We start from the raw sequence: 25,206 nt of genomic DNA, 5'->3' as shown, positions 1-25,206 counted from the left end.
CGCGGGCGAGTTCACGGTGTGAAGAAAGTCGGTACCGAAGGGTTGACGCTCCCCCGCGCCAGCCCGGAGACTCCGGACGGGGAACCCTCCGCCGGCCCCTCGGCCCGTGCCCCGTCCCCCACCACCCCCACCCGCAGGAGCAGCCCGTGAGGCTCACTTCAGCACGCCCCCGCTCCACCCTGGCCACCCTGCTCGGCGTGGCCGCCCTCTCGCTCGGCGGCCTGACGCTGCCCCAGGTCAGCGCCCAGGCCGCCACCGACGCCCTGCTCTCCCAGGGCAAGGCGGCCACCGCCTCCTCCGCCGAGAACGCCACCACGGCGGCGGCCGAGGCCGTGGACGGCGACACCGGCACCCGCTGGTCCTCCACCTTCAGCGACGCCCAGTGGCTCCAGGTGGACCTCGGTGCGAGCGCCGCGATCGACAAGGTGGTGCTCAACTGGGAGGCGGCGTACGGGAAGTCGTACCAGATCCAGACCTCCCCGGACGGCGCCACCTGGACCACGATCTACTCCACCACCACCGGCACCGGCGGCACCGAGACCCTCAACGTCAACGGCACCGGCCGCTACGTCCGGATGAACGGCACCGCCCGGGGCACCGCCTACGGCTACTCCCTCTGGGAGTTCCAGGTCTACGGCACCCCGGCCGCCGCCACCTGCGGCACCGCGAACGCCGCCCAGGGCAAGGCGGCCACCGCCTCCTCCGCCGAGAACGCCAACACCCCGGCGAGCGCGGCCGTGGACGGCGACACCGCCACCCGCTGGTCCTCCGCCTTCGGCGACCCGCAGTGGCTCCAGGTGGACCTCGGCAGCAGCCGCCAGCTCTGCCAGGTGGTGCTCAACTGGGAGGCGGCATACGGGAAGTCCTACCAGATCCAGACCTCCTCCGACGGCGCCACCTGGACCACGATCTACTCCACCACCACCGGCACCGGCGGCACCGAGACCCTCAACGTCAACGGCACCGGCCGCTACGTCCGGATGAACGGCACCGCCCGGGGCACCGCCTACGGCTACTCCCTCTGGGAGTTCGCGGTGCACACCACCGACGGCGGGGTACCGCCGGTCCAGGGCGGCGGCGACCTCGGGCCGAACGTGCTGGTCTTCGACCCGTCGATGACGGACATCCAGTCGAAGGTGGACGCGGTCTTCGCCAAGCAGGAGACCAACCAGTTCGGCACCGACCGGTACGCGCTGCTCTTCAAACCCGGCACCTACAACGGCGGGTTGAACGCGCAGATCGGCTTCTACACCTCCGTGGCGGGCCTCGGCCTCAACCCCGACGACACCCTGATCAACGGCGACCTGACCGTGGACGCGGGCTGGTTCAACGGCAACGCCACCCAGAACTTCTGGCGCTCCGCCGAGAACCTCGCACTCAACCCGGTCAGCGGCACCGACCGCTGGGCGGTGGCCCAGGCCGCGCCGCTGCGCCGGATGCACATCAAGGGCGGCCTCAACCTGGCACCCAACGGCTACGGTTGGGCCAGCGGCGGGTACATCGCCGACTCCAAGGTCGACGGCCAGGTGGGCAACTACTCGCAGCAGCAGTGGTACACCCGGGACAGTGCGATCGGCGGGTTCAGCAACGGCGTCTGGAACCAGACCTTCTCCGGTGTCCAGGGCGCGCCCGCGCAGAGCTTCCCCAACCCGCCCTACACCACGCTGCCCAGCACCCCGGTCTCCCGGGAGAAGCCCTACCTCTACCTCGACCCGGCCGGCAACTACCGGGTGTTCGTGCCCGCCAAGCGCACCGACGCGGTCGGCACCTCCTGGGCGAACGGCGCCACCCCGGGCAGCTCGCTGCCGCTGAGCCAGTTCTATGTGGTCAAGCCCGGCGCCACCGCCGCGACCATCAACGCCGCGCTGGCCCAGGGCCTCAACCTGCTCTTCACGCCCGGGGTCTACCACGTGGACCAGACCATCGACGTGACCCGCCCGGACACCGTGGTGCTGGGCCTGGGCCTGGCCACCATCGTGCCCGACAACGGCGTCACGGCGCTGCGCACCGAGGACGTGGACGGCGTCAGGCTCGCCGGCCTGCTGATCGACGCGGGCCCGGTCAAGTCACCGGTGCTGCTCCAGCTCGGCCCGGCCGGTTCCACCGCCGACCACGCGGCGGACCCGACCAGCATGCAGGACGTGTTCGTCCGGGTCGGCGGCGCGGGCGCCGGGGTGGCCGGCACGGCGGTGGAGGTCAACGCCAACAGCACCATCGTGGACCACACCTGGATCTGGCGGGCCGACCACGGCACCGGGGTGGGCTGGACGGTCAACCCGGCCGACTACGGGATGGTGGTGCACGGCAACGACGTGCTGGCCACCGGCCTGTTCGTCGAGCACTTCGAGAAGTACGACGTGGAGTGGTCCGGCGAGCGCGGGCGGACGATCTTCTTCCAGAACGAGATCGCCTACGACGCCCCGAACCAGGCCGCCGAGCAGAACGGCGCCACCAAGGGCTGGGCGGCCTACAAGGTGGACGACACCGTCCGCACCCACGAGGGCTGGGGGCTGGGCAGTTACTGCTACTTCAACGTCGACCCGACCATCCACGTGGACCACGGCTTCGAGGCGCCGAACACCGCCGGCGTGAAGTTCCACGACCTGCTGGTGGTCTCGCTCGGCGGGAACGGCCAGTACGACCACGTGATCAACTCGACCGGCGGCGCCACCTCGGGCACCTCCACCACCCCGTCCACGGTGGTCTCCTACCCCTGACCGGGGTCCGCCTCGCGGGCCGGCCATTGCCAACCCGCGAGGCGGACGGTAAGGGTGGTCGGGACGAACCCGAACCGACCACCCCGGAGCCACCGTTGACCGACAGCTGGGACACCGCCGTCACCCCGTTCGAGCTCAGGCTCGGCGACCACGCCTTCCAGGCGTACTCCGCCGGGCCCCGCACCGGCGAACTCGTGCTGCTGCTGCACGGCTTCCCCGAGTTCGCCGACTCCTGGGGCCCGGCGCTGCCGGCCCTCGGCGCCGCCGGGTACCACGCGGTGGCCGTGGACCAGCGCGGCTACTCCCCCGGCGCCCGGCCCGAGCCGGTGGCGGCCTACGCCGTGCCCGAGCTGGTGGCGGACGTGCTCGGCTTCGCCGAGGCGCTCGGCGCCGAGCGCTTCCACCTGCTGGCCCACGACTGGGGCGGCCTGGTCGCCTGGGCGCTGGCCGCCCGGCACCCGGAGCGGCTGCGCACCCTCGCGGTGCTCTCCACCCCGCACCCGGCCGCCCTGCACGAGGCGCTCGGCCTGGCCAACGACCAGGCCGAGCGCTCGCGTTACGTACAGCTCTTCCGCGCCCCGGACCACGCGGCCGAGCGGGTGCTGCTCGCCGAGGAGGCCGCGGCACTGCGCGGCGCCTACCGCGGCCACCTGCCCGAGGAGCAGGTGACGCGGAACGTCGAGCGGCTGGTCGCCGGCGCGCTGACCGGCGGCCTCAACTGGTACCGCGCCGTCGAGGGCACCCTGCGGGTGGAGGCCGGCCCGGTCACCGTGCCCACCCTCTACGTCTGGGGCACCGAGGACCAGGCGCTCGGCCGGGACGCGGCCGAGCTCACCGCGAAGTACGTCGAAGGCCCGTACCGCTTCCTGGCCCTGGACGGCGCCTCGCACTGGCTGCCGGAGTGCGACCACGACCGGTACCTGCCGGCCGTGCTCGCCCACCTGGCCACCTGACCGGCAGCCTCAACCGCGGAGCACCGAAGCCAGGTTGGCCGGGCGGAAGAGCACCTGCGACGGGGTCACCAGGGACATCACCTCGTAGAACACCGCTGCGATGTGCGGGTCCTTGGTGGCCCGCTGCAACACCCGGTCCAGGAACCGGTGCTGCACCTTGACCAGCACGCCCGAGGGCCCGCCGGTGGTGGCGGCGAACCGCACGTCCTCGCCGGAGGACATCACCCACGGCTCCTTGCTGACCAGGGCGACGGCCTTGCGGGCCGCCCGGGCCGCCGGGTGGCTGATCCCGCCGTACTGGGCGACCGCCGCCCGCAGCGCCCCGGCGCCGAAGGCGGCCACCGTGAGGCCCTGCCCGTACACCGGGTTGAAGGTGCAGGAGGCGTCGCCGAGCACCACCAGGCCGTCCGGCGCGGACCGTTCGTAGTGCCGGAACACGCCGGGGCCGGGCAGGAAGCCGCGCACCTCGGTGACCGGGGTGGCCGCCAGCACCGCCTCGCGCATGGGCGAGTCGCGCAGCAGGTCGAGGTGGCGCAGGAAGCCGGCCTCGCCGGCCTCGGGGTGGCCGCCGCGCATGCCGCCCAGGCTGACGATCCAGCGGTCGTTCTCCACCGGCAGCAGCACGCCGACCTGCGGCACGTCCGGCGCCTTGGCCTGCACGTAGAGCGCCTCGAAGTCGAACTCGGCCCCTGCCGGGCGCTGGTAGAGCCGGCTGGCGTACTTGACGCCCGGATCGACCCGCTCCTCCGGGACGGGGGGCACCCCGAGCTCGGCCAGCCACCCCGGCACCGAGGTCGAGCGGCCGCTCGCGTCCACCACCAACTCGGCCGGGATCTCGCGGACTTCGCCGCCCTCGCCGCGCTCGCGGACCCGGACGCCGGTGACCGTGCCCGGCGAGCCGAGCAGGCCGACCACCTCGGTGCCCTCCTCGATCCGGATCGACGGCTCGGTGCGGACCCGCTCCAGCACCGCCCGCTCCAGCACCGGGCGGGTGCCGGAGAGCAGCCGCAGGTCGCTCTCGTGCTTGGCCATCCACCCGGCCGGGCTGAGCCAGCGCAGCTCCTCGGCCATGTGGATCCAGACCGCGCCCGCCGCCACCAACTCGGCGCGGATGCCGGGCATCTGCTCCTCCAGCGCCCGGTGGCCGGCCTCCAGCAGCAGGTGCGCGTGCCGCCCCTGCGGCACGCCCGCCCGGAAGTCGGTCTCGGCCGGATACCTGTCCCGCTCGACCACCACGACCTCGTCGGCGTACCCGCGCAGGGCCCACGCCGCCAGCAGGCCCGCGTGTCCACCACCGATCACCACGGCCGTACCCCGGCCGGACACTGTCCCCTGATCCACCATGGTCGACATCGTAGTAGCGGCCCGCTCGGCGAGTAACCGGCCGCACACGCTCCGCCGAAGCCCCGCCGGGCGCACCGGGTTCAGCGCGCGCCGATGCCCTCGATCACCATCCGCAGCACCGCGTGGAGTTCGGCCACCAGCGCACCCGGCTCCCCCGGCTCGCCCTGGCGACACCAGCGGTAGAGCGTGCCGAGGTAGAGGTCGCGCAGCACGTGGCCCACCTGCTCGGCGCTCACCCCGGGCTGGAACTCTCCCCCGGCCACCCCGAGGGCCACGATCCGCGCGAAGGTCTCGGCCACGTACGGCTCTTCGAGCACCGGCCGCCCGGCCTTCACCCAGGCGGTGAGCATCGCGATGGTCACCGCCCGCTCGCTCTCGCTGAGCACGCCGAGCACCGTCATGCAGTGCTCCAGCTGCGCCACGGCGCCCTGACCGGGCGCCCCCTCCTCCAGCATCCCGGCCGCGAGCCGGGCCCGGCGGCGCTGGCCCCACTCGACGATGAGGTCTTCCTTGCGCTGGAAGTAGTTGAAGAAGGTGCCCCGGGCCACGTCGGCGCGCTCGGCGATGTCCTCGATCGAGGTGCCGTCGTAACCCCGCTCGGTGATCAGGCCGAGGGCCGAATCGTAGAGACGCTCCTGGACCTTCTGCTTGTTGCGCTCTCTCCGGCCCATCGCGGGTGCCGCCGACTGCATGGGATGCCCTCTCCGTCGCTACCTCGTACCCAAACTCCCTCGTTCGATTTTATACCACAGTACATTTATGCTTCAGGGTCGAAACAGTGTCACGTCACCGAGCCTGACGATCAGTCATGCCTTCCCCGTCAGACCGGCTGCGGAACCGGACCCTCCAGCTCACGCCGGAGCTTCGCCAGGCTCTCCGGCCCGAGCAGCCGCTGCGCGCCGACCTCGATCCCGCACTCCGCCGCGAGCTGCTGCCGCAGCTGGCTCGCCATCAGCGAATCCAGCCCGAGATCGCGCAGCGCCCGCCGGTCGTCCACCTCCTCCGCCCGCATCCCGAGCAGCCGGGCCGCCCGCACCACCAACGGCCCGGCCTGCTCCGGCTCGGCCACCGGCCGCTGCCCCCAGGGCCGTTCGGGCCGCCGTTGCTCCGCCGCCGGCTCCGGCCAGGCGCTCGGCCACTCGGCGGCGGGCGCCGTGACCGGGGCGAGCTGCGGGGCGAGCGGTCTGAGCCGGATCCCCCGGAAGGCCGCGAGCTGCGCGCCGTCCGGGGCCAGCAGCAGCAGGTCGCCGCGCCCGTGCGGCAGGCCGAGCTCCGGGGTGAAGCTTGCCACCGCCCAGTACTCCTCCGTCAACTCCCCGTGCAACTCGACCCGTTCGAAGCCCTCGGGCAGATAGCCGACCGGGCCGGGGTGGCCCGCGACCACACCCGGCCAGGCCGCGAGCAGGGTGAGCAACCCGGACTCCCAGACGGCGGGAGCCGGCGCCGAGGGGCGCCGCAGCCGGGCCACCGCCTCGCCGTCCCGCCGCCAGACCTGCCGGACGGCCCGGTACGGCGCCCCGATCTCGAAGCCGGCCCGCAGCGCCAGGGCGTCGAACTCACCGGCCGTCAGGTACTCCCGGCAGCGGGCCAGCGACTCGTCCAGCACCCCCGCCACCCCGACCGGCCGCGCCGTGAGCGGCACCAACTCCGCCCGCGCGCACGGCACTCCGTCCGCCTCGACCACCGCGTGCCGCAGTGCCGCGTCCAGCCGGATCCGCAGCCGGGCAGCGCCGGTCGAGTCCACCGCACCGGGCCCGAGCTCAACCCGCTCCAGCGCGAACTCCTTTTCGGGCGCGACCCGGTGGGCCATGTCCAGCACGGTGGCCAGGTGCACCACCGCGGGCACCGGCGTCAGCCCGCGCACCCGCAGCCCACCGGCCCAGCCGGCCGCGCCGAGCCCGGCGAGGTCGGTCTCGCGCAGGTGCGCGGTGTCGGCCCGGTGCACGGTGCGCTCCCAGGGATAGGCGGGCAGCGGCACCGGCACCCCGGAGGCCGGGTACCAGCGGGTCCAGTCCACTGTGCCGCCGGCCGCGAAGAGCCGCCCCACCGCCCGGGTCAGCTCGGCCGGCTCCGCCCGGTCGGCCCGGACCGAGCCCAGCGCGGCGCCCGCCAGACCGTGCGCGGCGAGGGTGGCGGTCACCGCGGGCACCAGCACCGGGTGCGGGCCGAGCTCGACGAAGACCGTCTCGGCCTGCTCGGCGAGCGCCCGCACGCTCTCGGTGAAGCGGACCGGCTCGCGCAGGTTCGCGGCCCAGTAGGTGGCGTCCAACTCGGCCTCCACCACCGGCGCTTGGCGTACCGTGGAGTACAGCCCGCCGGTCGGCGCGAGCACCGTGAGCCCGCCCAGCCGCTCGGCCAGCCGACTGCTGGGGCCGTCCATCTGCGGGGAGTGCGAGGCGACGGCCACCTTCACCCGGTGGCAGCCCACCCCGCCCGCCGTCAGCCGCTCCACCAGGTCGTCGAGTGCGGCGAGTTCGCCCGCCACCACGGTGGAGCCGGGGGCATTGTGCGCGGCCACGCAGAGCCGGCCGCCGTACGGGGCCAGGGCCCGCTCGGCCGCCCCGGCGTCCAGCGCCACCACCAGCATGCCGCCGGCCGGGGCGGTCTCCATCAGCCGGCTGCGGCGGCAGATCACCGCGGCGGCGTCCGCCAGGGGCAGCGCCCCGGCCAGCTGCGCCGCGGCGACCTCGCCCATGCTGTGCCCGAGGTGGCCGTCCGGGCTGACCCCGCGCTCGGCCCAGGCGGCGGCCAGCGCCACCTGCACGGCCCAGAGCGCCGGCTGCACCACCGAGACCCGCTCGGGGAAGGCCGCCAGGCTCTCGTCCTGCAGCAACTCCATTACGGAACAGCCGAGTTCCTCCCGCACCGCCCGGTCGCAGGCGGTCAGCGCGGCCCGGAAGGCGGGCGAGGCGGCGAGCAGCCCCCGGCCCATCCCGAGCCACTGCGCCCCCTGCCCCGGCAGCACGAACACCACCCGCCGGCCGCCCCCGTACCCGGCCTCCGCGTACCCGCCGTCCGGCGTCGGCTCCCCCGCCGCGAGCAGCCGCAGCCGCTCGGCCAGCTGCTCGTGACTGCGCCCGCGCACCCAGAGCCGCCACGGGTGCGCCTCCCGCCGCAAAGCGGCCGTCGCACAGATCCGCCCCAACTCGAACTCCCGCCCGGCACCCAGAAGATGATCGGCACACGCCCCGGCGAGCCGCAACAGCGCCGCCCGGCTCCGAGCGCTCAGCACCAGCAGCTCCCCACCCACCCGAGCCACCGCAGCTCCGCCGGACGACACCGCCGCAGCGGCCGCCGAAGCACCCCCGCCGGAGGCACGCGCAACACCGCCGGAGGACACCCCCGCCCCGGCCACCGGGACGGCCCCGCCGACACCCCCCGCAGCACCATCGGACGACACCGCCGCAGCGGCCGCCGAAGCACCCCCGCCGGAGGCACGCGCAACACCGCCGGAGGACACCCCCGCCCCGGCCACCGGGACGGCCCCGCCGACACCCCCCGCAGCACCATCGGACGACACCGCCGAAGCGGCCGTCGAAGCACCCCCGCCGGAGGCACCCGCAGTAACGCCGGCCGACACCCCCGACCCGCCCGCCGGGACGGCCCCGCCGGAGGCATCCATCGCACCCGACACCCCGTGCACCTCCGGCCGGTACTCGCCGATCACCGCGTGCGCGTTGGTGCCCGAGATGCCGAAGGAGCTCACCCCCACCACGGCCGCCGCCCCGGCGGGCTCCAGCCGCTGCACCGCGCGGACCGGCCGCAGCGGCGAGTCGGGCCCGGCCAGCAGCGGGTGCGGGTCGGTCAGGTGGAGGGTCGCGGGCACCAGCCGGTGCCGGGCCACCAGGGCGGCCTTGACCAGCCCGGCCAGCCCGGCGGCGGCCTCGGTGTGCCCGAGGTTGCTCTTCGCCGAGCCCACCGGCAGCACCCGGGCCCGCGCCGCACCCAACGCCTCGCGCAGTGCCCGGAGTTCGACCTCGTCACCGACCGAGGTGCCGGTGCCGTGCGCCTCCAGGTAGTCCAGTGCGGCGGGCCCCACCCCGGCCGTGGCCCAGGCGTCCCGGAGCATCCGTACCTGCCCCGCCACCGAGGGCTGGAGCAGCAACCCGCTGGCCCGCCCGTCGTTGGTCACGGCGCTGCCGAGCAGCAGGGCGGTGATCGGGTCGTCGTCCCGCAGTGCGTCCGGCAGCCGCTTGAGCAGCACGGCCGCGACCCCCTCGCTGCGGACGAACCCGTCCGCGCCCCGGTCGCCGAAGCGGCAGCGGCCGCCGGGCGAGAGCATGCCGCTGCCGGAGTAGGTGACGGCGTCCGCCGCCGAGAGGATCACGTTGACCCCGGCGGCCAGGGCCAGGTCGCTCTCACCGGTGAGCAGGCTCTGCCGGGCGAGGTGGACGGCGACCAGCGAGGAGGAGCAGGCGGTGTCCACCACCACGCTGGGCCCGCGCAGGTCGAGCGCGTGCGAGAGCCGCCCGGCCGTCACCGCGCGCAGCCGGCTGCCCGCTGCGGCCCGGATGGACTCACCCGCCGAGCCGTCGGCGCCGTACTCGGCGGTGGCCTGGCCGACGAAGACCCCGACCCGCCCGCCGGCCAGCGAGGAGGGCAGGATGCCGGCCGACTCCACGGTCTCCCACGCGACTTGGAGCAGCAGGCGCTGCTGCGGGTCCATGCTGCGGGCCTCGGCCGGGCTGATCCCGAAGAAGGCCGCGTCGAACTCGTGCAGCCCGTCCAGGAAGCCGCCGTGCCGGGAGGCGGTGCGGCCGGGCACGCCGGGGCGGGGGTCGTAGTGGGCCGCCACGTCGAACCGGTCGGGCGGCACCGGCCGCACGGCGTCGGCCCCGGCCAGCAGGGCGTCCCAGTACGCGGCCACGCCGTCGGCGCCGGGCAGGCGACAGCCGAGACCGATGATCGCCAGGGGGACGGCACGGGCCGCGCCTGAGTGCTCCATGGACTGGCCACCTCCGGGACGGACGGAAAGATGCACCCGAAATCAACTTTGGCCTAGAGGCGAGAGTTGACCCTCAGTGTGATGGAGACCTCCCCGGGAGGCCGTCAGTTGGCCGGAGATCACCGTCAGAGGGATCGCCAATTCGTCAGGTCAGCACCCCAATTGACCCATGCTGTGAGCTGGGTCACAGTATTCTTGTACTTGCGTACATCTATCGATTCGGATCAAACTTTAGCCATCAGTGCACGATTCCAGGTCGCCACGAACCCCCCGAAGGGACGGCACAGATGGACGGCACCACGCTCAACATCGCGATCGTCGGCATGGGCCCGCGCGGACTCTCGGTCCTGGAGCGGCTGGTGGTCCGGCTCGCCGAGGAGGCGGCCGAAGCCGTCGCCAAGGCCCACCAGCCCAGACCGGTACGGATCTTCACGATCGACCCGGCCGAGCACGGAGCGGGCCGGGTCTGGCGCACCGACCAGTCCGAGTGGCTGCTGATGAACACCGCGGCCGGCGAGGTGAGCCTCTACTCGGGCGATGCCGACCAGGGCCCCTGGCGGGCCGGCGCCGGCCCCTCGCTGCACCAGTGGCTGATCTCCCAGCCCGAGCGCTACCCGGACCTCGCCTCGCCCAACGTCTACGCCCCGCGCCGGGTCTATGGCACCTACCTGTCCGACGTGTACCAGCGGATCACCGCCAACCTGCCCGAGTCGGTCACCGTCGAGCCGGTCAAGGCCCGGGCCCGCTGGGCCCGCCGCGGCGAGCACCGCACCTACCAGCTCACCGCCAGCACCGGTGACACCTTCGAGGCCGACAAGGTCATCCTCACCACCGGCCACCCGCACAACTTCGCCGGCGGCGCCGACCGCGACCTGCTCGACTTCGCCTCCCGCCACCGCGGCACCACCTACCTGCGCGGCGACTCCGCCGCCGACATGGGCCTGGACGACCTGCCCGCCCGCAAGCCCGTCGCGGTGATCGGCCTCGGCCTCACCTTCTACGACATCACGGCGGTGCTCACCACCGGTCGCGGCGGCCGCTTTACCGAGCGGGTCAACGGCCGTCTGAAGTACGAGCCTTCGGGCCACGAGCCGCAGATCTACGCGGGCTCGCGCAGCGGTCTGCCGCTGCTCGCCCGGGGCCGCAACCAGAAGGGCCCGGACTACCGCTACACCCCGCGCTTCTTCACCCAGGAGGCCCTGGCCGGGATCCGCGCCCAGGCACTCAGCGAGACCGGCAGCGTCAAGCTGCGCTTCCGCGAGCACGTGCTGCCGCTGATGCTCCGCGAGGTCGACCACGTCTACTACCGCACCCACGTCCGCCACCGCGACGGCGAGCAGGCGGCCGAGGCCTTCACCGCCGCGTACACCGCCGCCGTCGCCGAAGACCCGCACTGCATCAGCAAGTTGCTGGCCGAGACCGGCCTGGCCGGGGTGCCGCCGATCGACCTGGAGCGGATGGCCCGCCCGTTCGCCGGTGAGCTCTTCGCCTCCCCCGAGGCCTTCCACGAGAGGCTGCTCGACGTGCTGCGCGCCGACGCCGACGAGGCCGAACTCGGCAACGTAGACGGCCCGTTGAAGGCGGCGCTGGACATCCTGCGGGACATCCGCGGCGTGGTCCGCGAGGCGGTGGAGTTCTCCAGCCTGCACCCCGACTCGCAGCGCGACGAGTTCCTCACCTGGTTCAACCCGATCAACACCATGGTCTCGGCCGGCCCGCCGGCCATCCGGATCCAGCAGGCGATCGCGCTGATCGAGGCCGGCGTGCTCACCGTGGTCGGCCCCGGGCTGGAGCTCGGCCAGTGCGAGGACACCGGCGTCTTCTCGCTCACCTCCAGCCAGGTGGGCGGCTCCGAGATCACCGCCACCACCCTGATCGACGGCCGGATCCCGCGCGCCGACGTCCGGGTGGACGCCTCCCCCCTGATGCGCCAGCTGCTCGGCGAGGGCTGCGCCACCACCCACACCAACGTCAGCTCCAGCGACGGCGCCCGCTTCACCACCGGCGCGCTGGCCGTCACCGGCAAGCCGTTCCGGATGATCGACGCGGCCGGCCGGCCCACCAAGGGCCTCTACGCGCTCGGCATCCCCACCGAGGAGCTGCGCTGGTTCACCCAGATCGGCAACGGCCGCCCCGGCCCGATGGTCGGCTTCCACGCCGACGCCGACGCCATCGCCGCCGACATCCTCGCCGACTCGAGTGAAGGCACGGCCACTTCCGCAGACGACCAGAAGTGAGGCAGCACGTGACCGGCCACCATCCCGAAGCCACCGCCGAGTTCCGGGCCGCACGCGACCTGCTGCTCGAACTGCGCGAGGACCACGACGCCGCCGTCGCCCGGTTCCGCTGGCCCCGCCTGGAGCGGTTCAACTGGGCGCTCGACTGGTTCGACGTGATCGCCGAGGGCAACCCCCGCACGGCGGTCCGGATCCTCGACGGCACCTCCGCCGAGCAGCTCAGCTACGCCGAACTGGCCGCCCGCTCCAACCAGGTGGCCAACTGGCTACGCGCCCAGGGCGTGACCCGCGGCGACCGAGTGCTGCTCATGCTGGACAACCAACTGGCCGTCTGGGAGACCCTGCTGGCCTCGATCAAGCTCGGCCTGGTGGTCATCCCCACCTACACCACCATCTCCGCCGACGACCTCGCCGACCGGATGCTGCGTGGCCAGGTCACCCACGTGATCACCGCCGCCCACCTCACCGGCGCGTTCGCCACCGCCCCCGCCCACCTGACCCGGATCAGCGTCGGCGCCCCCGTGCCCGGCTGGCTCGACTACGCCGGGTCGCACACCGCCCCGGCCGAGTTCACCCCCGAGCAGGAGACCCGGGCCGACGAGCTGCTGTTCATCTACTTCACCTCCGGCACCACCTCCCGCCCCAAGATGGTCGGCCACACCCACACCAGCTACCCCGTCGGCCACCTGACCGGCATGTACTGGAACGGGCTGCGCCCGGGCGACGTGCACTGCAACGTCTCCGCCCCCGGCTGGGCCAAGCACGCCTGGTCGAGCTTCTTCGGCCCGTTCAACGCCGAGGCCACCGTGCTCTCGGTCAACCTCCCGGCCGGCGCCTCCCCCAAGCTGCTGCTGGAGATCGTCGACCGCGAGCGCGCCACCAGCCTCTGCGCCCCGCCCACCGCCTGGCGCACCCTGCTCCAGCACGACCTCGGCACCAAGCCGGCCGCGCTGCGCGAGGCCTCCTCGGTCGGCGAGCCGCTCAACCCGGCCGTGATCGAGCAGATCCGCACCGCCTGGGGCGTCACCGTCCGGGACGGCTTCGGCCAGACCGAGACCACCGCCCAGATCGGCAACACCGCCGGCCTGGCCGTCCGCCCCGGCAAGATGGGCAAGCCGCTGCCCGGCTACCCGATCGTGCTGATCGACCCGCGCACCGGCCGCCCCGGCGACGAGGGCGAGATCTGCGTCGACCTCGCCCAGCAGCCGGTCGGCATCATGACGGCCTACCTCGGCGACCCCGAGAAGACCGCCAAGACGCTGGCCGACGGCCTCTACCACACCGGTGACATCGCCACCCGGGACGCCGACGGCTACCTCACCTACGTGGGCCGCGACGACGACGTGTTCAAGTCCTACGACCACCGGATCTCCCCGTTCGAGCTGGAGAGCGTGCTGCTCCGGCACGAGGCGGTGGCCGAGGCCGCCGTGATCCCCGTCCCGGACCCGATCGGCTACCAGGTGCCCAAGGCGTACATCGCCCTGGCCGCCGGCCACGAGCCGGACGCCGAGACCGCCCGCGAGGTGCTCGGCTACGCCGCCCGCACCCTCGCACCGCACCAGCAGCTCGCCCTGCTCGAGTTCGCCGAGCTGCCCAAGACCACCTCCGGCAAGATCCGCCGGGCCGAACTCCGCGCCACCACGGCGGGGTTCGAGTACCGCACCGAGGAGCTGCTGGGCCGCACCATGGCCCACGGCGCCCCCGGCCTCTGACCCCGAGGCCCACCTCCTCGTCGGGGCCGTCCGGGCCCGCCACGGCCCGGACGGCCCAGCGCACCCTGAACTCCTCACCGCTGAAAGGCAGTCGCACCATGGCACTGACCGAGGCCCCGGCCGTGCAGATCCCGGTGGCGGTCGTCACCGGCGCCAGCGGCGGGATCGGCGCGGCCACCGCCCGCCGGCTCGCCGAGGAGGGCTACCAGGTCGTCCTCACCGCCCGCCGACTGGACCGGATCACGGCCCTGGCCAAGGAGATCGACGGCCTCGCGTACCGGCTCGACGTCACCGACCGGGCCGCCGTGGACGCCTTCGCGGCCACCCTCGGCCGGGTCGACGTGCTGGTCAACAACGCGGGCGGCGCGATCGGCGCCGAGACCGTCGAAGCCGGCGACCCGGCCGACTGGCAGGCCATGTACGAGGTCAACGTGCTCGGCGTGCTGCACATGACCCAGGCGCTGCTCCCGGCCCTTCGGGCCACCGGCGACTCCACCGTGCTGGTGCTCTCCTCCACCGCGGCCTTCACCGCCTACGAGGGCGGTGGCGGGTACGTGGCCGCCAAGAGCGGGGCCCACGCGATCGCCGGCACCCTCCGGCTCGAACTCTGCGGCGAGCCGATCCGGGTGGTCGAGATCGCGCCGGGCATGGTGCAGTCCGAGGGCTTCGCCCTCACCCGCTTCCGGGGCGACGCGGCCAAGGCCGCCGCCGTCTACGCCGGCGTGGACGCCCCGCTCACCTCGGCCGACGTGGCCGACACCGTCGCCTGGGCCGTCACCCGCCCGCCGCACGTCAACATCGACCTGCTGGTGGTGCGCCCGCGCGCCCAGGCCGCGCAGCACAAGACCTTCCGCCGCAGCTGACCCGGCCCGGCCGGTTGGGCTAGCCTGAAGCCCGGATCACGGGCTTAGGGGGAGCTATGGCGATCGAACTGCCGGGTGAAGTGGTCACCCTGCTCAACTTCATCGGGATCAACTGGCCCCAGGTGAACGAGGACAAGGTCCGCGAATTCGCCGGGCACGTCCGCGAGTTCGCCGAGAACATCCAGCAGACCCACCAGGACTCCACCGCCACCGTGCAGGCCATCGGCGAGGCGTACCAGGGCGCCTCCTACGAGGCGCTGGTCACCAAGTGGGGCCAGCTCTCCGGCAGTCACATGACCGAGCTGATCCAGGGCTGCCACACCGTGGCCACCGCACTGGACGCCGCCGCCGAGGTGATCGTCGCCATGAAGGCCGAGGCGATCGCCGAACTCGTCGTGCTCGCCGCCTCCTTCATCGCCGACCAGGCCGCCGCGGTGGCCACCTTCGGCCTGGCCGAGGCCGCGATGATCGCCATCGAGGAGGCCGCCAAGAAGCTGGTCAACTTCCTCGAGCAGCAGCTGGAGCAGTACATCATCGCCCAGGTGGTCGAGGCCGCCATCAACCCGCTGGTCGAGACGGTCGGCCAGGCCGTCAGCGGCCTGGTCTTCAAGGGCGCCGAATCCGCCCTCGGCGTCTCCGCCGGCGGCGGGGGCACCGGCTTCCGGATCCACCCCGACGCCCTCGACACCCACGCCGAGACCATGAGCGACCACGCCCGCACCATCGAGGGCCACACCCTGGCCTTCCAGTCCAAACTCGCCTCGGTCAGCTTCGAGTAGCCCGCCCCTCCACCCGGTCGGCCGCCGCCCCACTGGTCGCCGCTCCCGTTGTCAGTACCTCCCTCTACCCTGCCCGCATGACCAGCACCGCGACCACCCAGCGCACCCTCGCCGCAGCGGCGGCCGACGCCCGGCTCGCCGACGCCCGGTACGACGAAGCCCTCTCCTGGCTCGCCCGGACCGACCCGACTGAGATGGACCCGTTCGGCACCGAGGTCTGGGTCTTCGACGAGGACTTCACCCACCTGCTGCTGGTGCAGCACCGCTGGCGCGGCCTGGTCCCGCCGGGCGGCGGCGTCGAGCACGACGAGACGCCCCGCGAGGGCGCGATCCGCGAGCTGTCCGAGGAGACCGGGCTGCGCCCCGAGCTCCACCCCACCCCCGTCGCCGTCACCATCCGCTCCTACCAGTCCGGTTGGGCCCCCACCCTCGGCTTCACCTACAGCGCCGTCGTCCCCCGCAGCTCCCCCCTCACCCCCGAGCCCGACCAGCCCCTCCGGTGGACCCCGCTCACCACCACCTGGGCCACCGCCTTCCCCGAGGACACCGCCCGCGCCCGCCGGTACGCCGCCCGCCTCGCCACCGCCCGGGCGTGACGGGCCGGTTCGTCCCCCTCTGCTCTCCCCGCCTCCCCGGCTCTGTCACCGTACGGTCCTGATCCGGCAACGGTGCAGTGATCATCTCCGGGGCCGTCCCCCGCCTGTGCCTAGGCTGCCCGCATGGATCTCTCCCCTGCTACCGTCGCCGCCGCCAGCGCCGCCTGGGTGTGGCGACCCTCGGATGCCGAGGTGGTCGCGAGCGACGAGTACACCCTCGTACGGCTGCCCGACTACTTCGACTTCGACCTCTCCGTCGTCTCCTTCACCCCCCGCCGGGCAGTCGGCCCGGCGGTCGACGCGCTGGTCGAACGGGCCCGGACCTTCGGGGTGCCGACGCTGGACTGGCAGGTGCTGCTCAGCCACCCGGTCGGGCTGACCGAGGAACTGGCCGCCCGGGGCGGCAGGGTGAAGCTGGTCCCGGAGGCGCTGGCGGCGGACCTCGACCAGGGCCCGCTGCCGCTGCGCCCGCCCGCCGTCGAGGTCTCGCTGCGCTGGGCCACGTCCCGGGCCACGGCCCGGGACGTGGCCGCGCTCATGGTCACCGGCTTCGGCGGCGAACTCCCGCCCGAGGAGCGGATCGAGGCGATCGCCGCCCGTGAAGCCGCCGGCGTCCCGGCCGGTGCGGGCGGCACGGTGGTGGCGTACGTGGACGGCGAGCCGGCCGGCAGCGGCGGCTTGGAGATCGTGGACGGGGTCGCCCGGCTGACCGGCGGAGTGGTGGCCCCGCGGTGGCGCGGGCAGGGCATCTACCGTGCCGTACTCCACGCCCGGCTGACCTACGCCGTGACCCACGGCGCACGGATGGCCCTGGTCAAGGCCAACCCGGAGACCTCCGGCCCGATCCTGCGGCGAGCCGGCTTCACCTCCTTCGGCGCGGAGCCGGTCTACGCCGTCCCGCTGCGCTGACTCCCTAGCGGGCTCAGCACTGCCAGAGGAACGCCGCCTCGCCGCACGGCTCGCAGGCGAACGCATAAGCCGCCCCGCCACCCCCGAAGTTGGCCGCCGTGCGGGCGTCCGGCCCCTCCTCGAACTGCGCGACGAACCCCATCTCCCCGCCGCACCCCGCACATCCGGGCGTCTGGTCCCCCTGCAACCACTCCGGCTCCCCGCCGAGCTGCCCCATCACCTCGCGAGCCGCCCGCCCCGCCGTCCGGTACCAGACCTCGGCATCGTCGTCGTACCCACCCGTCCCCGCCTGCATGTACGTCACCCCCGTGACCGCCCCGAGCAACAGCGCCCCCTGCCCCGGCACTTCGGCCAGCCGTAACCCGGCCGAGGGCAGCACCAGCGCACTGTTCCCACCCGACCCCGCACTCCAATCCCCGCACTGCCCCGGCTCGTTCTGGCACATGAACACCGCCAGCACCCCGCGCCCGACCGCCGCCCCACTCAGCCCGTTCCGCCCCAGATCGTCCAGCACCACCTGCGCCAGGAACTGCATCGCCCCACCGCACCCCGCACACCGCGGCCAGACGAACCCCGCCGGCACCAACGGCACCCCACCGGTCCTGGTCAGCAGGGATTCGGCACCCACCGGGCCGACAGAGGTCATCAGTACGGTCATGCTCGGGAGCCTAGCCGCAGGGCCACCGGGTGCACGGCGGGATCGCGCCCCAGCACGGCCTCAACGACCACGCACTGCAGTACGGCCATATCGGCTACGTCATCCAAAACGCAAAGAAGCCCCATCCGGTCTCCCGGATGGGGCTTCTCTGAATAATTGTTCGGCGGCGTCCTACTCTCCCACAGGGTCCCCCCTGCAGTACCATCGGCGCTGTGAGGCTTAGCTTCCGGGTTCGGAATGTAACCGGGCGTTTCCCTCACGCTATGACCACCGAAACACTATGAAACTATCAACCGCACCACGCAAACCCTTACCGGGGCGTGGGGTCGTTGTTTCAGAACAACACAGTGGACGCGAGCAACTGAGGACAAGCCCTCGGCCTATTAGTACCGGTCAGCTCCACCCATTACTGGGCTTCCACATCCGGCCTATCAACCCAGTCGTCTACTGGGAGCCTTACCCTCTCAAGGAGGTGGGAACATTCATCTCGAAGCAGGCTTCCCGCTTAGATGCTTTCAGCGGTTATCCCTCCCGAACGTAGCCAACCAGCCATGCCCTTGGCAGGACAACTGGCACACCAGAGGTTCGTCCGTCCCGGTCCTCTCGTACTAGGGACAGCCCTTCTCAATATTCCTACGCGCACAGCGGATAGGGACCGAACTGTCTCACGACGTTCTAAACCCAGCTCGCGTACCGCTTTAATGGGCGAACAGCCCAACCCTTGGGACCTACTCCAGCCCCAGGATGCGACGAGCCGACATCGAGGTGCCAAACCATCCCGTCGATATGGACTCTTGGGGAAGATCAGCCTGTTATCCCCGGGGTACCTTTTATCCGTTGAGCGACGGCGCTTCCACAAGCCACCGCCGGATCACTAGTCCCTGCTTTCGCACCTGCTCGACCCGTCGGTCTCACAGTCAAGCTCCCTTGTGCACTTACACTCAACACCTGATTGCCAACCAGGCTGAGGGAACCTTTGGGCGCCTCCGTTACTCTTTAGGAGGCAACCGCCCCAGTTAAACTACCCACCAGACACTGTCCCTGATCCGGATCACGGACCCAGGTTAGACATCCAGCACGACCAGAGTGGTATTTCAACGATGACTCCACCATGACTGGCGTCACGGCTTCACAGTCTCCCACCTATCCTACACAAGCCGAACCGAACACCAATATCAAGCTATAGTAAAGGTCCCGGGGTCTTTCCGTCCTGCTGCGCGAAACGAGCATCTTTACTCGTAATGCAATTTCACCGGGCCTATGGTTGAGACAGTCGAGAAGTCGTTACGCCATTCGTGCAGGTCGGAACTTACCCGACAAGGAATTTCGCTACCTTAGGATGGTTATAGTTACCACCGCCGTTTACTGGCGCTTAAGTTCTCAGCTTCGCCGTGACGAATCACGACTAACCGGTCCCCTTAACGTTCCAGCACCGGGCAGGCGTCAGTCCGTATACATCGCCTTACGGCTTCGCACGGACCTGTGTTTTTAGTAAACAGTCGCTTCTCGCTGGTCTCTGCGGCCGGCCCCAGCTCACGGAGTAAATCCGATCACCAGCTCCGGCCCCCCTTCTCCCGAAGTTACGGGGGCATTTTGCCGAGTTCCTTAACCATAGTTCACCCGAACGCCTCGGTATTCTCTACCTGACCACCTGAGTCGGTTTGGGGTACGGGCCGCCATGAAACTCGCTAGAGGCTTTTCTCGACAGCATAGGATCATCCACTTCACCACAATCGGCTCGGCATCAGGTCTCAGACTATGTGCAAGGCGGATTTGCCTACCTTGCGTCCTACACCCTTACCCCGGGACAACCACCGCCCGGGCTGGACTACCTTCCTGCGTCACCCCATCGCTCAGCTACTACCCTGTTGGGTCAGCGGCTCCACCACGTCCCATCGTCCGAAGACTCCGGGCCGGCTTCACGGCTTTAGCATTCAGAGGTTCGCCGTTGGCGCTTCAAAGCGGGTACGGGAATATCAACCCGTTGTCCATCGACTACGCCTGTCGGCCTCGCCTTAGGTCCCGACTTACCCTGGGCAGATCAGCTTGACCCAGGAACCCTTGGTCAATCGGCGCAAGAGTTTCCCACTCTTGTATCGCTACTCATGCCTGCATTCTCACTCGTGAACCGTCCACAACTGGATTCCTCCGCTGCTTCACCCGGCACACGACGCTCCCCTACCCATCACAGCCCCCGTTGGGGGTTAATGCTGCAATGACACGACTTCGGTGGTGTGCTTGAGCCCCGCTACATTGTCGGCGCGGAATCACTTGACCAGTGAGCTATTACGCACTCTTTCAAGGGTGGCTGCTTCTAAGCCAACCTCCTGGTTGTCTCTGCGACTCCACATCCTTTCCCACTTAGCACACGCTTAGGGACCTTAGTCGGTGTTCTGGGCTGTTTCCCTCTCGACCATGGAGCTTATCCCCCACAGTCTCACTGCCACGCTCTCACTTACCGGCATTCGGAGTTTGGCTAAGGTCAGTAACCCGGTGAGGCCCATCGCCTATCCAGTGCTCTACCTCCGGCAAGAAACACGTGACGCTGCACCTAAATGCATTTCGGGGAGAACCAGCTATCACGGAGTTTGATTGGCCTTTCACCCCTAACCACAGGTCATCCCCCAGGTTTTCAACCCTGGTGGGTTCGGTCCTCCACACGGTCTTACCCGCGCTTCAACCTGCCCATGGCTAGATCACTCCGCTTCGGGTCTTGGGCGTGCAACTCAATCGCCCTATTCGGACTCGCTTTCGCTACGGCTACCCCACACGGGTTAACCTCGCTACACACCGCAAACTCGCAGGCTCATTCTTCAAAAGGCACGCAGTCACGAGACACACAGCAAGCCGCATGTCCGACGCTCCCACGGCTTGTAGGCACACGGTTTCAGGTACTATTTCACTCCGCTCCCGCGGTACTTTTCACCATTCCCTCACGGTACTATCCGCTATCGGTCACCAGGGAATATTTAGGCTTAGCGGGTGGTCCCGCCAGATTCACACGGGATTTCTCGGGCCCCGTGCTACTTGGGAGAAGCTCAAGCGAGCCGTACAGATTTCGTCTACGGGGGTCTTACCCTCTACGCCGGACCTTTCGCATGTCCTTCGACTATCCATACGGTTTCTGACTCGCCCAACTGCCGGCAGACAGCTGAAGAACTTTCCCACGACCCCTTGAGCGCAACCCCTGCCGGGTCTCACACGCTCAAGGTTTAGCCTCATCCGGTTTCGCTCGCCACTACTCCCGGAATCACGGTTGTTTTCTCTTCCTGAGGGTACTGAGATGTTTCACTTCCCCTCGTTCCCTCCACACACCCTATGTGTTCAGGTGCGGGTGACAGCCCATGACGACTGCCGGGTTCCCCCATTCGGAAACCCCCGGATCAAAGCCTGGTTGACGACTCCCCGGGGACTATCGCGGCCTCCCACGTCCTTCATCGGTTCCTGGTGCCAAGGCATCCACCGTGCGCCCTTAAAAACTTGGCCACAGATGCTCGCGTCCACTGTGCAGTTCTCAAACAACGACCAGTCCCCCACCCTCGACCCGCACAAGGCGGCTCTCAAGTGAGACCGGCGATCACTGAAGCAACGACATCAAGCCGTTCCCTCAGGACCCAACAACGTGCCCGACACGATCAAGACCAACCAACCCGTTCCACGCCGAAGCAGTACTTGGAGAGGTGACCCTCATCGTGCCGAATAGTCAACGTTCCACCCATGAGCAACCGTGCGAGACATTCGCTCGCAACCGGCTATGTGCTCCTTAGAAAGGAGGTGATCCAGCCGCACCTTCCGGTACGGCTACCTTGTTACGACTTCGTCCCAATCGCTGGTCCCACCTTCGACGGCTCCCTCCCAAGGGTTAGGCCACCGGCTTCGGGTGTTACCGACTTTCGTGACGTGACGGGCGGTGTGTACAAGGCCCGGGAACGTATTCACCGCAGCATGCTGATCTGCGATTACTAGCAACTCCAACTTCATGGGGTCGAGTTGCAGACCCCAATCCGAACTGAGGCCGGCTTTTTGGGATTCGCTCCGCCTCGCGGCATCGCAGCCCTTTGTACCGACCATTGTAGCACGTGTGCAGCCCAAGACATAAGGGGCATGATGATTTGACGTCGTCCCCACCTTCCTCCGAGTTGACCCCGGCAGTCTCCTGTGAGTCCCCATCACCCCGAAAGGCATGCTGGCAACACAGAACAAGGGTTGCGCTCGTTGCGGGACTTAACCCAACATCTCACGACACGAGCTGACGACAACCATGCACCACCTGTATACCGACCACAAGGGGGCGACTATCTCTAGCCGTTTCCGGTATATGTCAAGCCTTGGTAAGGTTCTTCGCGTTGCGTCGAATTAAGCCACATGCTCCGCTGCTTGTGCGGGCCCCCGTCAATTCCTTTGAGTTTTAGCCTTGCGGCCGTACTCCCCAGGCGGGGAACTTAATGCGTTAGCTGCGGCACCGACGACGTGGAATGTCGCCAACACCTAGTTCCCAACGTTTACGGCGTGGACTACCAGGGTATCTAATCCTGTTCGCTCCCCACGCTTTCGCTCCTCAGCGTCAGTAATGGCCCAGAGATCCGCCTTCGCCACCGGTGTTCCTCCTGATATCTGCGCATTTCACCGCTACACCAGGAATTCCGATCTCCCCTACCACACTCTAGCCTGCCCGTATCGAATGCAGACCCGGGGTTAAGCCCCGGGCTTTCACATCCGACGCGACAGGCCGCCTACGAGCTCTTTACGCCCAATAATTCCGGACAACGCTCGCACCCTACGTATTACCGCGGCTGCTGGCACGTAGTTAGCCGGTGCTTCTTCTGCAGGTACCGTCACTTGCGCTTCTTCCCTGCTGAAAGAGGTTTACAACCCGAAGGCCGTCATCCCTCACGCGGCGTCGCTGCATCAGGCTTTCGCCCATTGTGCAATATTCCCCACTGCTGCCTCCCGTAGGAGTCTGGGCCGTGTCTCAGTCCCAGTGTGGCCGGTCGCCCTCTCAGGCCGGCTACCCGTCGTCGCCTTGGTGGGCCGTTACCCCACCAACAAGCTGATAGGCCGCGGGATCATCCTGCACCGCCGGAGCTTTCCACCAACCCCCATGCGGAGGAAGGTCATATCCGGTATTAGACCTCGTTTCCAAGGCTTGTCCCAGAGTGCAGGGCAGATTTCCCACGTGTTACTCACCCGTTCGCCACTAATCCACTCCGAAGAGCTTCATCGTTCGACTTGCATGTGTTAAGCACGCCGCCAGCGTTCGTCCTGAGCCAGGATCAAACTCTCCGTGAATGTTTTCCGGACCAAGCCGGGTGACACTCGCGTTGAGCGGCACGGCAACCACCGGAATAGGGTGGCCCCGCGCACTGCGTCCTCGCTGTGTTTTGTTACTAAAGGAATCTCCAACCCCGATCCCGAAGGACCAAGGCCGGGGATGTCAACATATCTGGCGTTGACTTTTGGCACGCTGTTGAGTTCTCAAGGAACGGACGCTTCCTTCAAGCCGCTCTCGCAAGCTCTCCGGGCTTCGTTCGTTTCGTTCTTTCGTGTTTCCAGCTTAGCAGATGATTTCCGCTTCGCTTTCCACTCGATTTTCCCTGCCGGTCTGCGACCTGACGGCCCGTCCGAGGTTTCAAACCTTAGCCGATCCCCGCTCCGAAAAGCGAATCCGACCGCAATCCGATAAACGCACACGACAATTCAAGCCGAGGCGTGTCAGAAGACACGACTCCGCCGAGCAGAAGTGGTGGTTCAGGAGGATTGGCCGCTCCGGGACCGTCCACACTGACCGCGTGTCCGGTGCTCCCTGCCGAGCGACTAGTGAACACTACGCCGGTCCGGCAGCGGAAGCAAACGTCTCCTGTCCGAAGGCCCCGGGGCTGGGGACTAGCCGGCGAGGAACGGGCCCAGGGCGGCCACGAGTTCGACCGGGGTGTCCAGGGCGATGAGGTGGGCTGCGGTGGGGAACTCGACCAGGGCGGCGCCGGGGATGGTGGCGGCGTAGCGGCGGGCGATGGCCTGGAAGTCCGCGACGTCGAGCAGGCCGATGCCCACGAGGGTGGGGACGGAGAGGGTGGAGACGTCGGCGGCGGAGGGGCCCTGGGAGTGCTCGCCGGTGGCGGCCTGGTTGAGCAGGGAGGTTCGCATCGGGTCGCGGAGCTGGTCGGCCAGGCCTGCGGTGACCTCGTCCCAGCTGCGGGCCGGGCCGCGCAGCCACATGTCCAGGTTGACCTGGACGGCGGTGTCCCAGTCGCCGGCCTCGATCGCTGCGGTCTCGGCCTCGTCGTAGCGGACCATCGACTCGGACCAGTCGTACCTGGGCCACGGCGGGGAGAGCAGCGCCAGGGCCTCCACCCGGTCGGGGTGGGCGAGGGCGAACTCCAGCGCGACCCGGCCGCCCCAGGAGGCGCCGACCAGGCGGACGCGGGAGTGGCCGAGGTGGTCGAGGAGGAGGCGGAGGTCCTCGACCTCGCTGAACGGGCCGCTCGGTGGGGCGGAGCGGCCGAAGCCGCGGAGGTCGTAGCGGATGACGGTGTACTGCTCCGCGAGGGCGGGGGTGACGGTGTCCCACATCCGGTGGTCGGCGACGCCGGCGTGCACGAGCACGAGGGGCGGTCCGTCGCCGTCGACGGTGAAGAAGAGGTGGCCGAGGTCGTCGGCGGTGATCGACATCCGCAGATGCTCTCAGGCGGTCCGCATACGTGCCACCCGGTTTTACGGAACCTTCCGTTCCGGATGGTCGGCCGGGGTGGTGAAGGCGGTGAGCAGCGGGGCCAGGAAGGTGCGCTCCAGCTGGCCGGGGGGCAGGGCCTCGGGTTCGACGTAGCTCTGGGCCAGGCCGCCCTCGCGGACGGCGACCAGGAGGCGGGCGAAGGTGTCGGGGTCGACGGTGAGGGTGCGGCCGGTGCGGTGGAGGTGGGTGGTGAGGCAGCGGGCGATCTCGGTGCGGAGGCGGGCGTCGTGCTGGGCGAGGACCCAGGCGGCCTGGCGGTCGCGGATGGCGTGCAGGGTGAACTCGGTGGTGACGAGGTACCAGTCGCGTTCGGCCGGCTCCACCTCGGCGAGGATCTCGACCAGGGACTGGAGGGGGAGGTCACCGGCCTCGGTGGCGGCGATCGCGGCGTCGATGCGTTCGGTGATCCGCTGGACGATCCGCTTGCTGTGGTCGTCGAAGAGGGCGAGGAAGAGTTCTTCCTTGCTGCTGAAGTTCGAGTAGAAGGCGCCCCGGGTGTAGCCGGCCCGCTCGCAGACCTGCTCGATCGAGGTGGCGTGGAAGCCGTGCTCGGCGAAGGCGGCCAGGGCGGCGGTGAGCAGCGCGGCCCGGGTGCGGGGGCGTCGGCTGGTGACTCCCTTGGGCATCGTGCACCGTCCCCTCGTCCGTCCGCCCGTGCGGTTCCTCGTCGCTCACCCTACCCAGCGGGCGGCGGGAGATCGCCCGATCGGATGCATCGACGTATCGGATACACCGCTGTATCTTTCCAAGCGTCCAGCACGGG

At 70.0% G+C, this 25,206-nt stretch carries 14 protein-coding genes and 3 rRNA genes; 8 read left to right on the top strand and 9 right to left on the bottom strand.

From position 1 onward, the window contains the following. Window positions 1-146 precede the first annotated feature (146 nt). Together CFP65_RS29950 and CFP65_RS29945 are read left to right on the top strand one after the other, a co-directional pair. The gene (locus tag CFP65_RS29950; protein ID WP_371682478.1) at window positions 147-2,717 is read left to right on the top strand and encodes a discoidin domain-containing protein; all 2,571 of its coding nucleotides are present in this window, start codon (window positions 147-149) and stop codon (window positions 2,715-2,717) included. Between the two features lie 95 nt (window positions 2,718-2,812). Next, window positions 2,813-3,670: an alpha/beta fold hydrolase gene (locus CFP65_RS29945; RefSeq protein WP_104819112.1), complete on the top strand. Its 858-nt coding sequence runs from the start codon at window positions 2,813-2,815 to the stop codon at window positions 3,668-3,670. A gap of 9 nt (window positions 3,671-3,679) precedes the next feature. Here the strand turns inward: CFP65_RS29945 and CFP65_RS29940 are convergent, their stop codons facing one another. The 3 genes from CFP65_RS29940 to CFP65_RS39305 form a co-directional block, all read right to left on the bottom strand. Then, the gene (locus CFP65_RS29940; protein WP_168219639.1) at window positions 3,680-5,014 is read right to left on the bottom strand and encodes an NAD(P)/FAD-dependent oxidoreductase; all 1,335 of its coding nucleotides are present in this window, start codon (window positions 5,012-5,014) and stop codon (window positions 3,680-3,682) included. A gap of 80 nt (window positions 5,015-5,094) precedes the next feature. Further along, window positions 5,095-5,706, bottom strand: coding sequence for a TetR/AcrR family transcriptional regulator (locus tag CFP65_RS29935; protein WP_104819111.1), 612 nt, complete (start codon window positions 5,704-5,706; stop codon window positions 5,095-5,097). A gap of 128 nt (window positions 5,707-5,834) precedes the next feature. Continuing rightward, window positions 5,835-9,959 carry a type I polyketide synthase gene (locus CFP65_RS39305; RefSeq protein ID WP_158702428.1) on the bottom strand — a complete coding sequence of 1,375 codons (4,125 nt, stop codon included), beginning with the start codon at window positions 9,957-9,959 and terminating at the stop codon, window positions 5,835-5,837. A gap of 287 nt (window positions 9,960-10,246) precedes the next feature. On the opposite strand from CFP65_RS39305, the gene CFP65_RS29915 reads away from it, so the two are divergent. The 6 genes from CFP65_RS29915 (at window position 10,247) to CFP65_RS29890 (ending at window position 17,055) form a co-directional block, all read left to right on the top strand. Then, window positions 10,247-12,196 (top strand): FAD/NAD(P)-binding protein, encoded by a 1,950-nt coding sequence (locus CFP65_RS29915; RefSeq protein ID WP_104819109.1) that lies wholly within the window; start codon window positions 10,247-10,249, stop codon window positions 12,194-12,196. An 8-nt stretch (window positions 12,197-12,204) separates the two neighbouring features. Next, entirely contained in the window at window positions 12,205-13,908 is a 1,704-nt protein-coding gene (locus CFP65_RS29910) for an AMP-binding protein (RefSeq protein WP_104819108.1), read from the top strand. A gap of 98 nt (window positions 13,909-14,006) precedes the next feature. Beyond that, the gene (locus tag CFP65_RS29905; protein WP_104819107.1) at window positions 14,007-14,771 is read left to right on the top strand and encodes an SDR family oxidoreductase; all 765 of its coding nucleotides are present in this window, start codon (window positions 14,007-14,009) and stop codon (window positions 14,769-14,771) included. Between the two features lie 56 nt (window positions 14,772-14,827). After that, window positions 14,828-15,550, top strand: coding sequence for a WXG100 family type VII secretion target (locus CFP65_RS29900; protein WP_104819106.1), 723 nt, complete (start codon window positions 14,828-14,830; stop codon window positions 15,548-15,550). A gap of 77 nt (window positions 15,551-15,627) precedes the next feature. Beyond that, on the top strand, window positions 15,628-16,146 hold the full coding sequence (locus CFP65_RS29895) for an NUDIX domain-containing protein (protein WP_104819105.1): 519 nt from the start codon (window positions 15,628-15,630) through the stop codon (window positions 16,144-16,146). A 123-nt stretch (window positions 16,147-16,269) separates the two neighbouring features. Continuing rightward, window positions 16,270-17,055: a GNAT family N-acetyltransferase gene (locus CFP65_RS29890; protein ID WP_104819104.1), complete on the top strand. Its 786-nt coding sequence runs from the start codon at window positions 16,270-16,272 to the stop codon at window positions 17,053-17,055. A gap of 13 nt (window positions 17,056-17,068) precedes the next feature. Here CFP65_RS29890 and CFP65_RS29885 read toward each other — a convergent pair whose 3' ends face one another. From CFP65_RS29885 to CFP65_RS29855, 6 genes are all read right to left on the bottom strand, one after another. Continuing rightward, a complete protein-coding gene (locus CFP65_RS29885) occupies window positions 17,069-17,713 on the bottom strand; it encodes a hypothetical protein (protein ID WP_104819103.1) in 645 nt (214 codons plus the stop codon). A gap of 158 nt (window positions 17,714-17,871) precedes the next feature. After that, a 5S ribosomal RNA gene (gene rrf, locus CFP65_RS29880) occupies window positions 17,872-17,988 on the bottom strand. Window positions 17,989-18,076: 88 nt separating this feature from the next. Continuing rightward, a 23S ribosomal RNA gene (locus tag CFP65_RS29875) occupies window positions 18,077-21,199 on the bottom strand. Window positions 21,200-21,480: 281 nt separating this feature from the next. Continuing rightward, window positions 21,481-23,002: ribosomal RNA gene (locus CFP65_RS29870) — 16S ribosomal RNA — on the bottom strand. Together the 16S, 23S and 5S rRNA genes form the textbook arrangement of a ribosomal RNA operon. Before the next feature lie 594 nt (window positions 23,003-23,596). After that, window positions 23,597-24,382 (bottom strand): alpha/beta fold hydrolase, encoded by a 786-nt coding sequence (locus CFP65_RS29860; RefSeq protein WP_104819101.1) that lies wholly within the window; start codon window positions 24,380-24,382, stop codon window positions 23,597-23,599. A 42-nt stretch (window positions 24,383-24,424) separates the two neighbouring features. Continuing rightward, window positions 24,425-25,069, bottom strand: coding sequence for a TetR/AcrR family transcriptional regulator (locus CFP65_RS29855; RefSeq protein ID WP_104819100.1), 645 nt, complete (start codon window positions 25,067-25,069; stop codon window positions 24,425-24,427). Window positions 25,070-25,206: the final 137 nt, after the last annotated feature.

Source organism: Kitasatospora sp. MMS16-BH015 (assembly GCF_002943525.1).
In the GTDB taxonomy this organism is placed as follows: Bacteria; Actinomycetota; Actinomycetes; order Streptomycetales; family Streptomycetaceae; genus Kitasatospora.
The sequence above is the reverse complement of the archived record's forward strand: the minus strand, read 5'-3'. Positions and strand labels throughout refer to the sequence as shown.

Coding starts and splice junctions, on each gene's coding strand:
- CFP65_RS29940 (WP_168219639.1), bottom strand. CDS start 5,014: ATGGTGGATCAGGGGACAGTGTCCGGCCGGGGTACGGCCGTGGTGATC.
- CFP65_RS29935 (WP_104819111.1), bottom strand. CDS start 5,706: ATGCAGTCGGCGGCACCCGCGATGGGCCGGAGAGAGCGCAACAAGCAG.
- CFP65_RS39305 (WP_158702428.1), bottom strand. CDS start 9,959: ATGGAGCACTCAGGCGCGGCCCGTGCCGTCCCCCTGGCGATCATCGGT.
- CFP65_RS29915 (WP_104819109.1), top strand. CDS start 10,247: ATGGACGGCACCACGCTCAACATCGCGATCGTCGGCATGGGCCCGCGC.
- CFP65_RS29905 (WP_104819107.1), top strand. CDS start 14,007: ATGGCACTGACCGAGGCCCCGGCCGTGCAGATCCCGGTGGCGGTCGTC.
- CFP65_RS29900 (WP_104819106.1), top strand. CDS start 14,828: ATGGCGATCGAACTGCCGGGTGAAGTGGTCACCCTGCTCAACTTCATC.
- CFP65_RS29895 (WP_104819105.1), top strand. CDS start 15,628: ATGACCAGCACCGCGACCACCCAGCGCACCCTCGCCGCAGCGGCGGCC.
- CFP65_RS29890 (WP_104819104.1), top strand. CDS start 16,270: ATGGATCTCTCCCCTGCTACCGTCGCCGCCGCCAGCGCCGCCTGGGTG.
- CFP65_RS29885 (WP_104819103.1), bottom strand. CDS start 17,713: ATGACCGTACTGATGACCTCTGTCGGCCCGGTGGGTGCCGAATCCCTG.
- CFP65_RS29860 (WP_104819101.1), bottom strand. CDS start 24,382: ATGTCGATCACCGCCGACGACCTCGGCCACCTCTTCTTCACCGTCGAC.
- CFP65_RS29855 (WP_104819100.1), bottom strand. CDS start 25,069: ATGCCCAAGGGAGTCACCAGCCGACGCCCCCGCACCCGGGCCGCGCTG.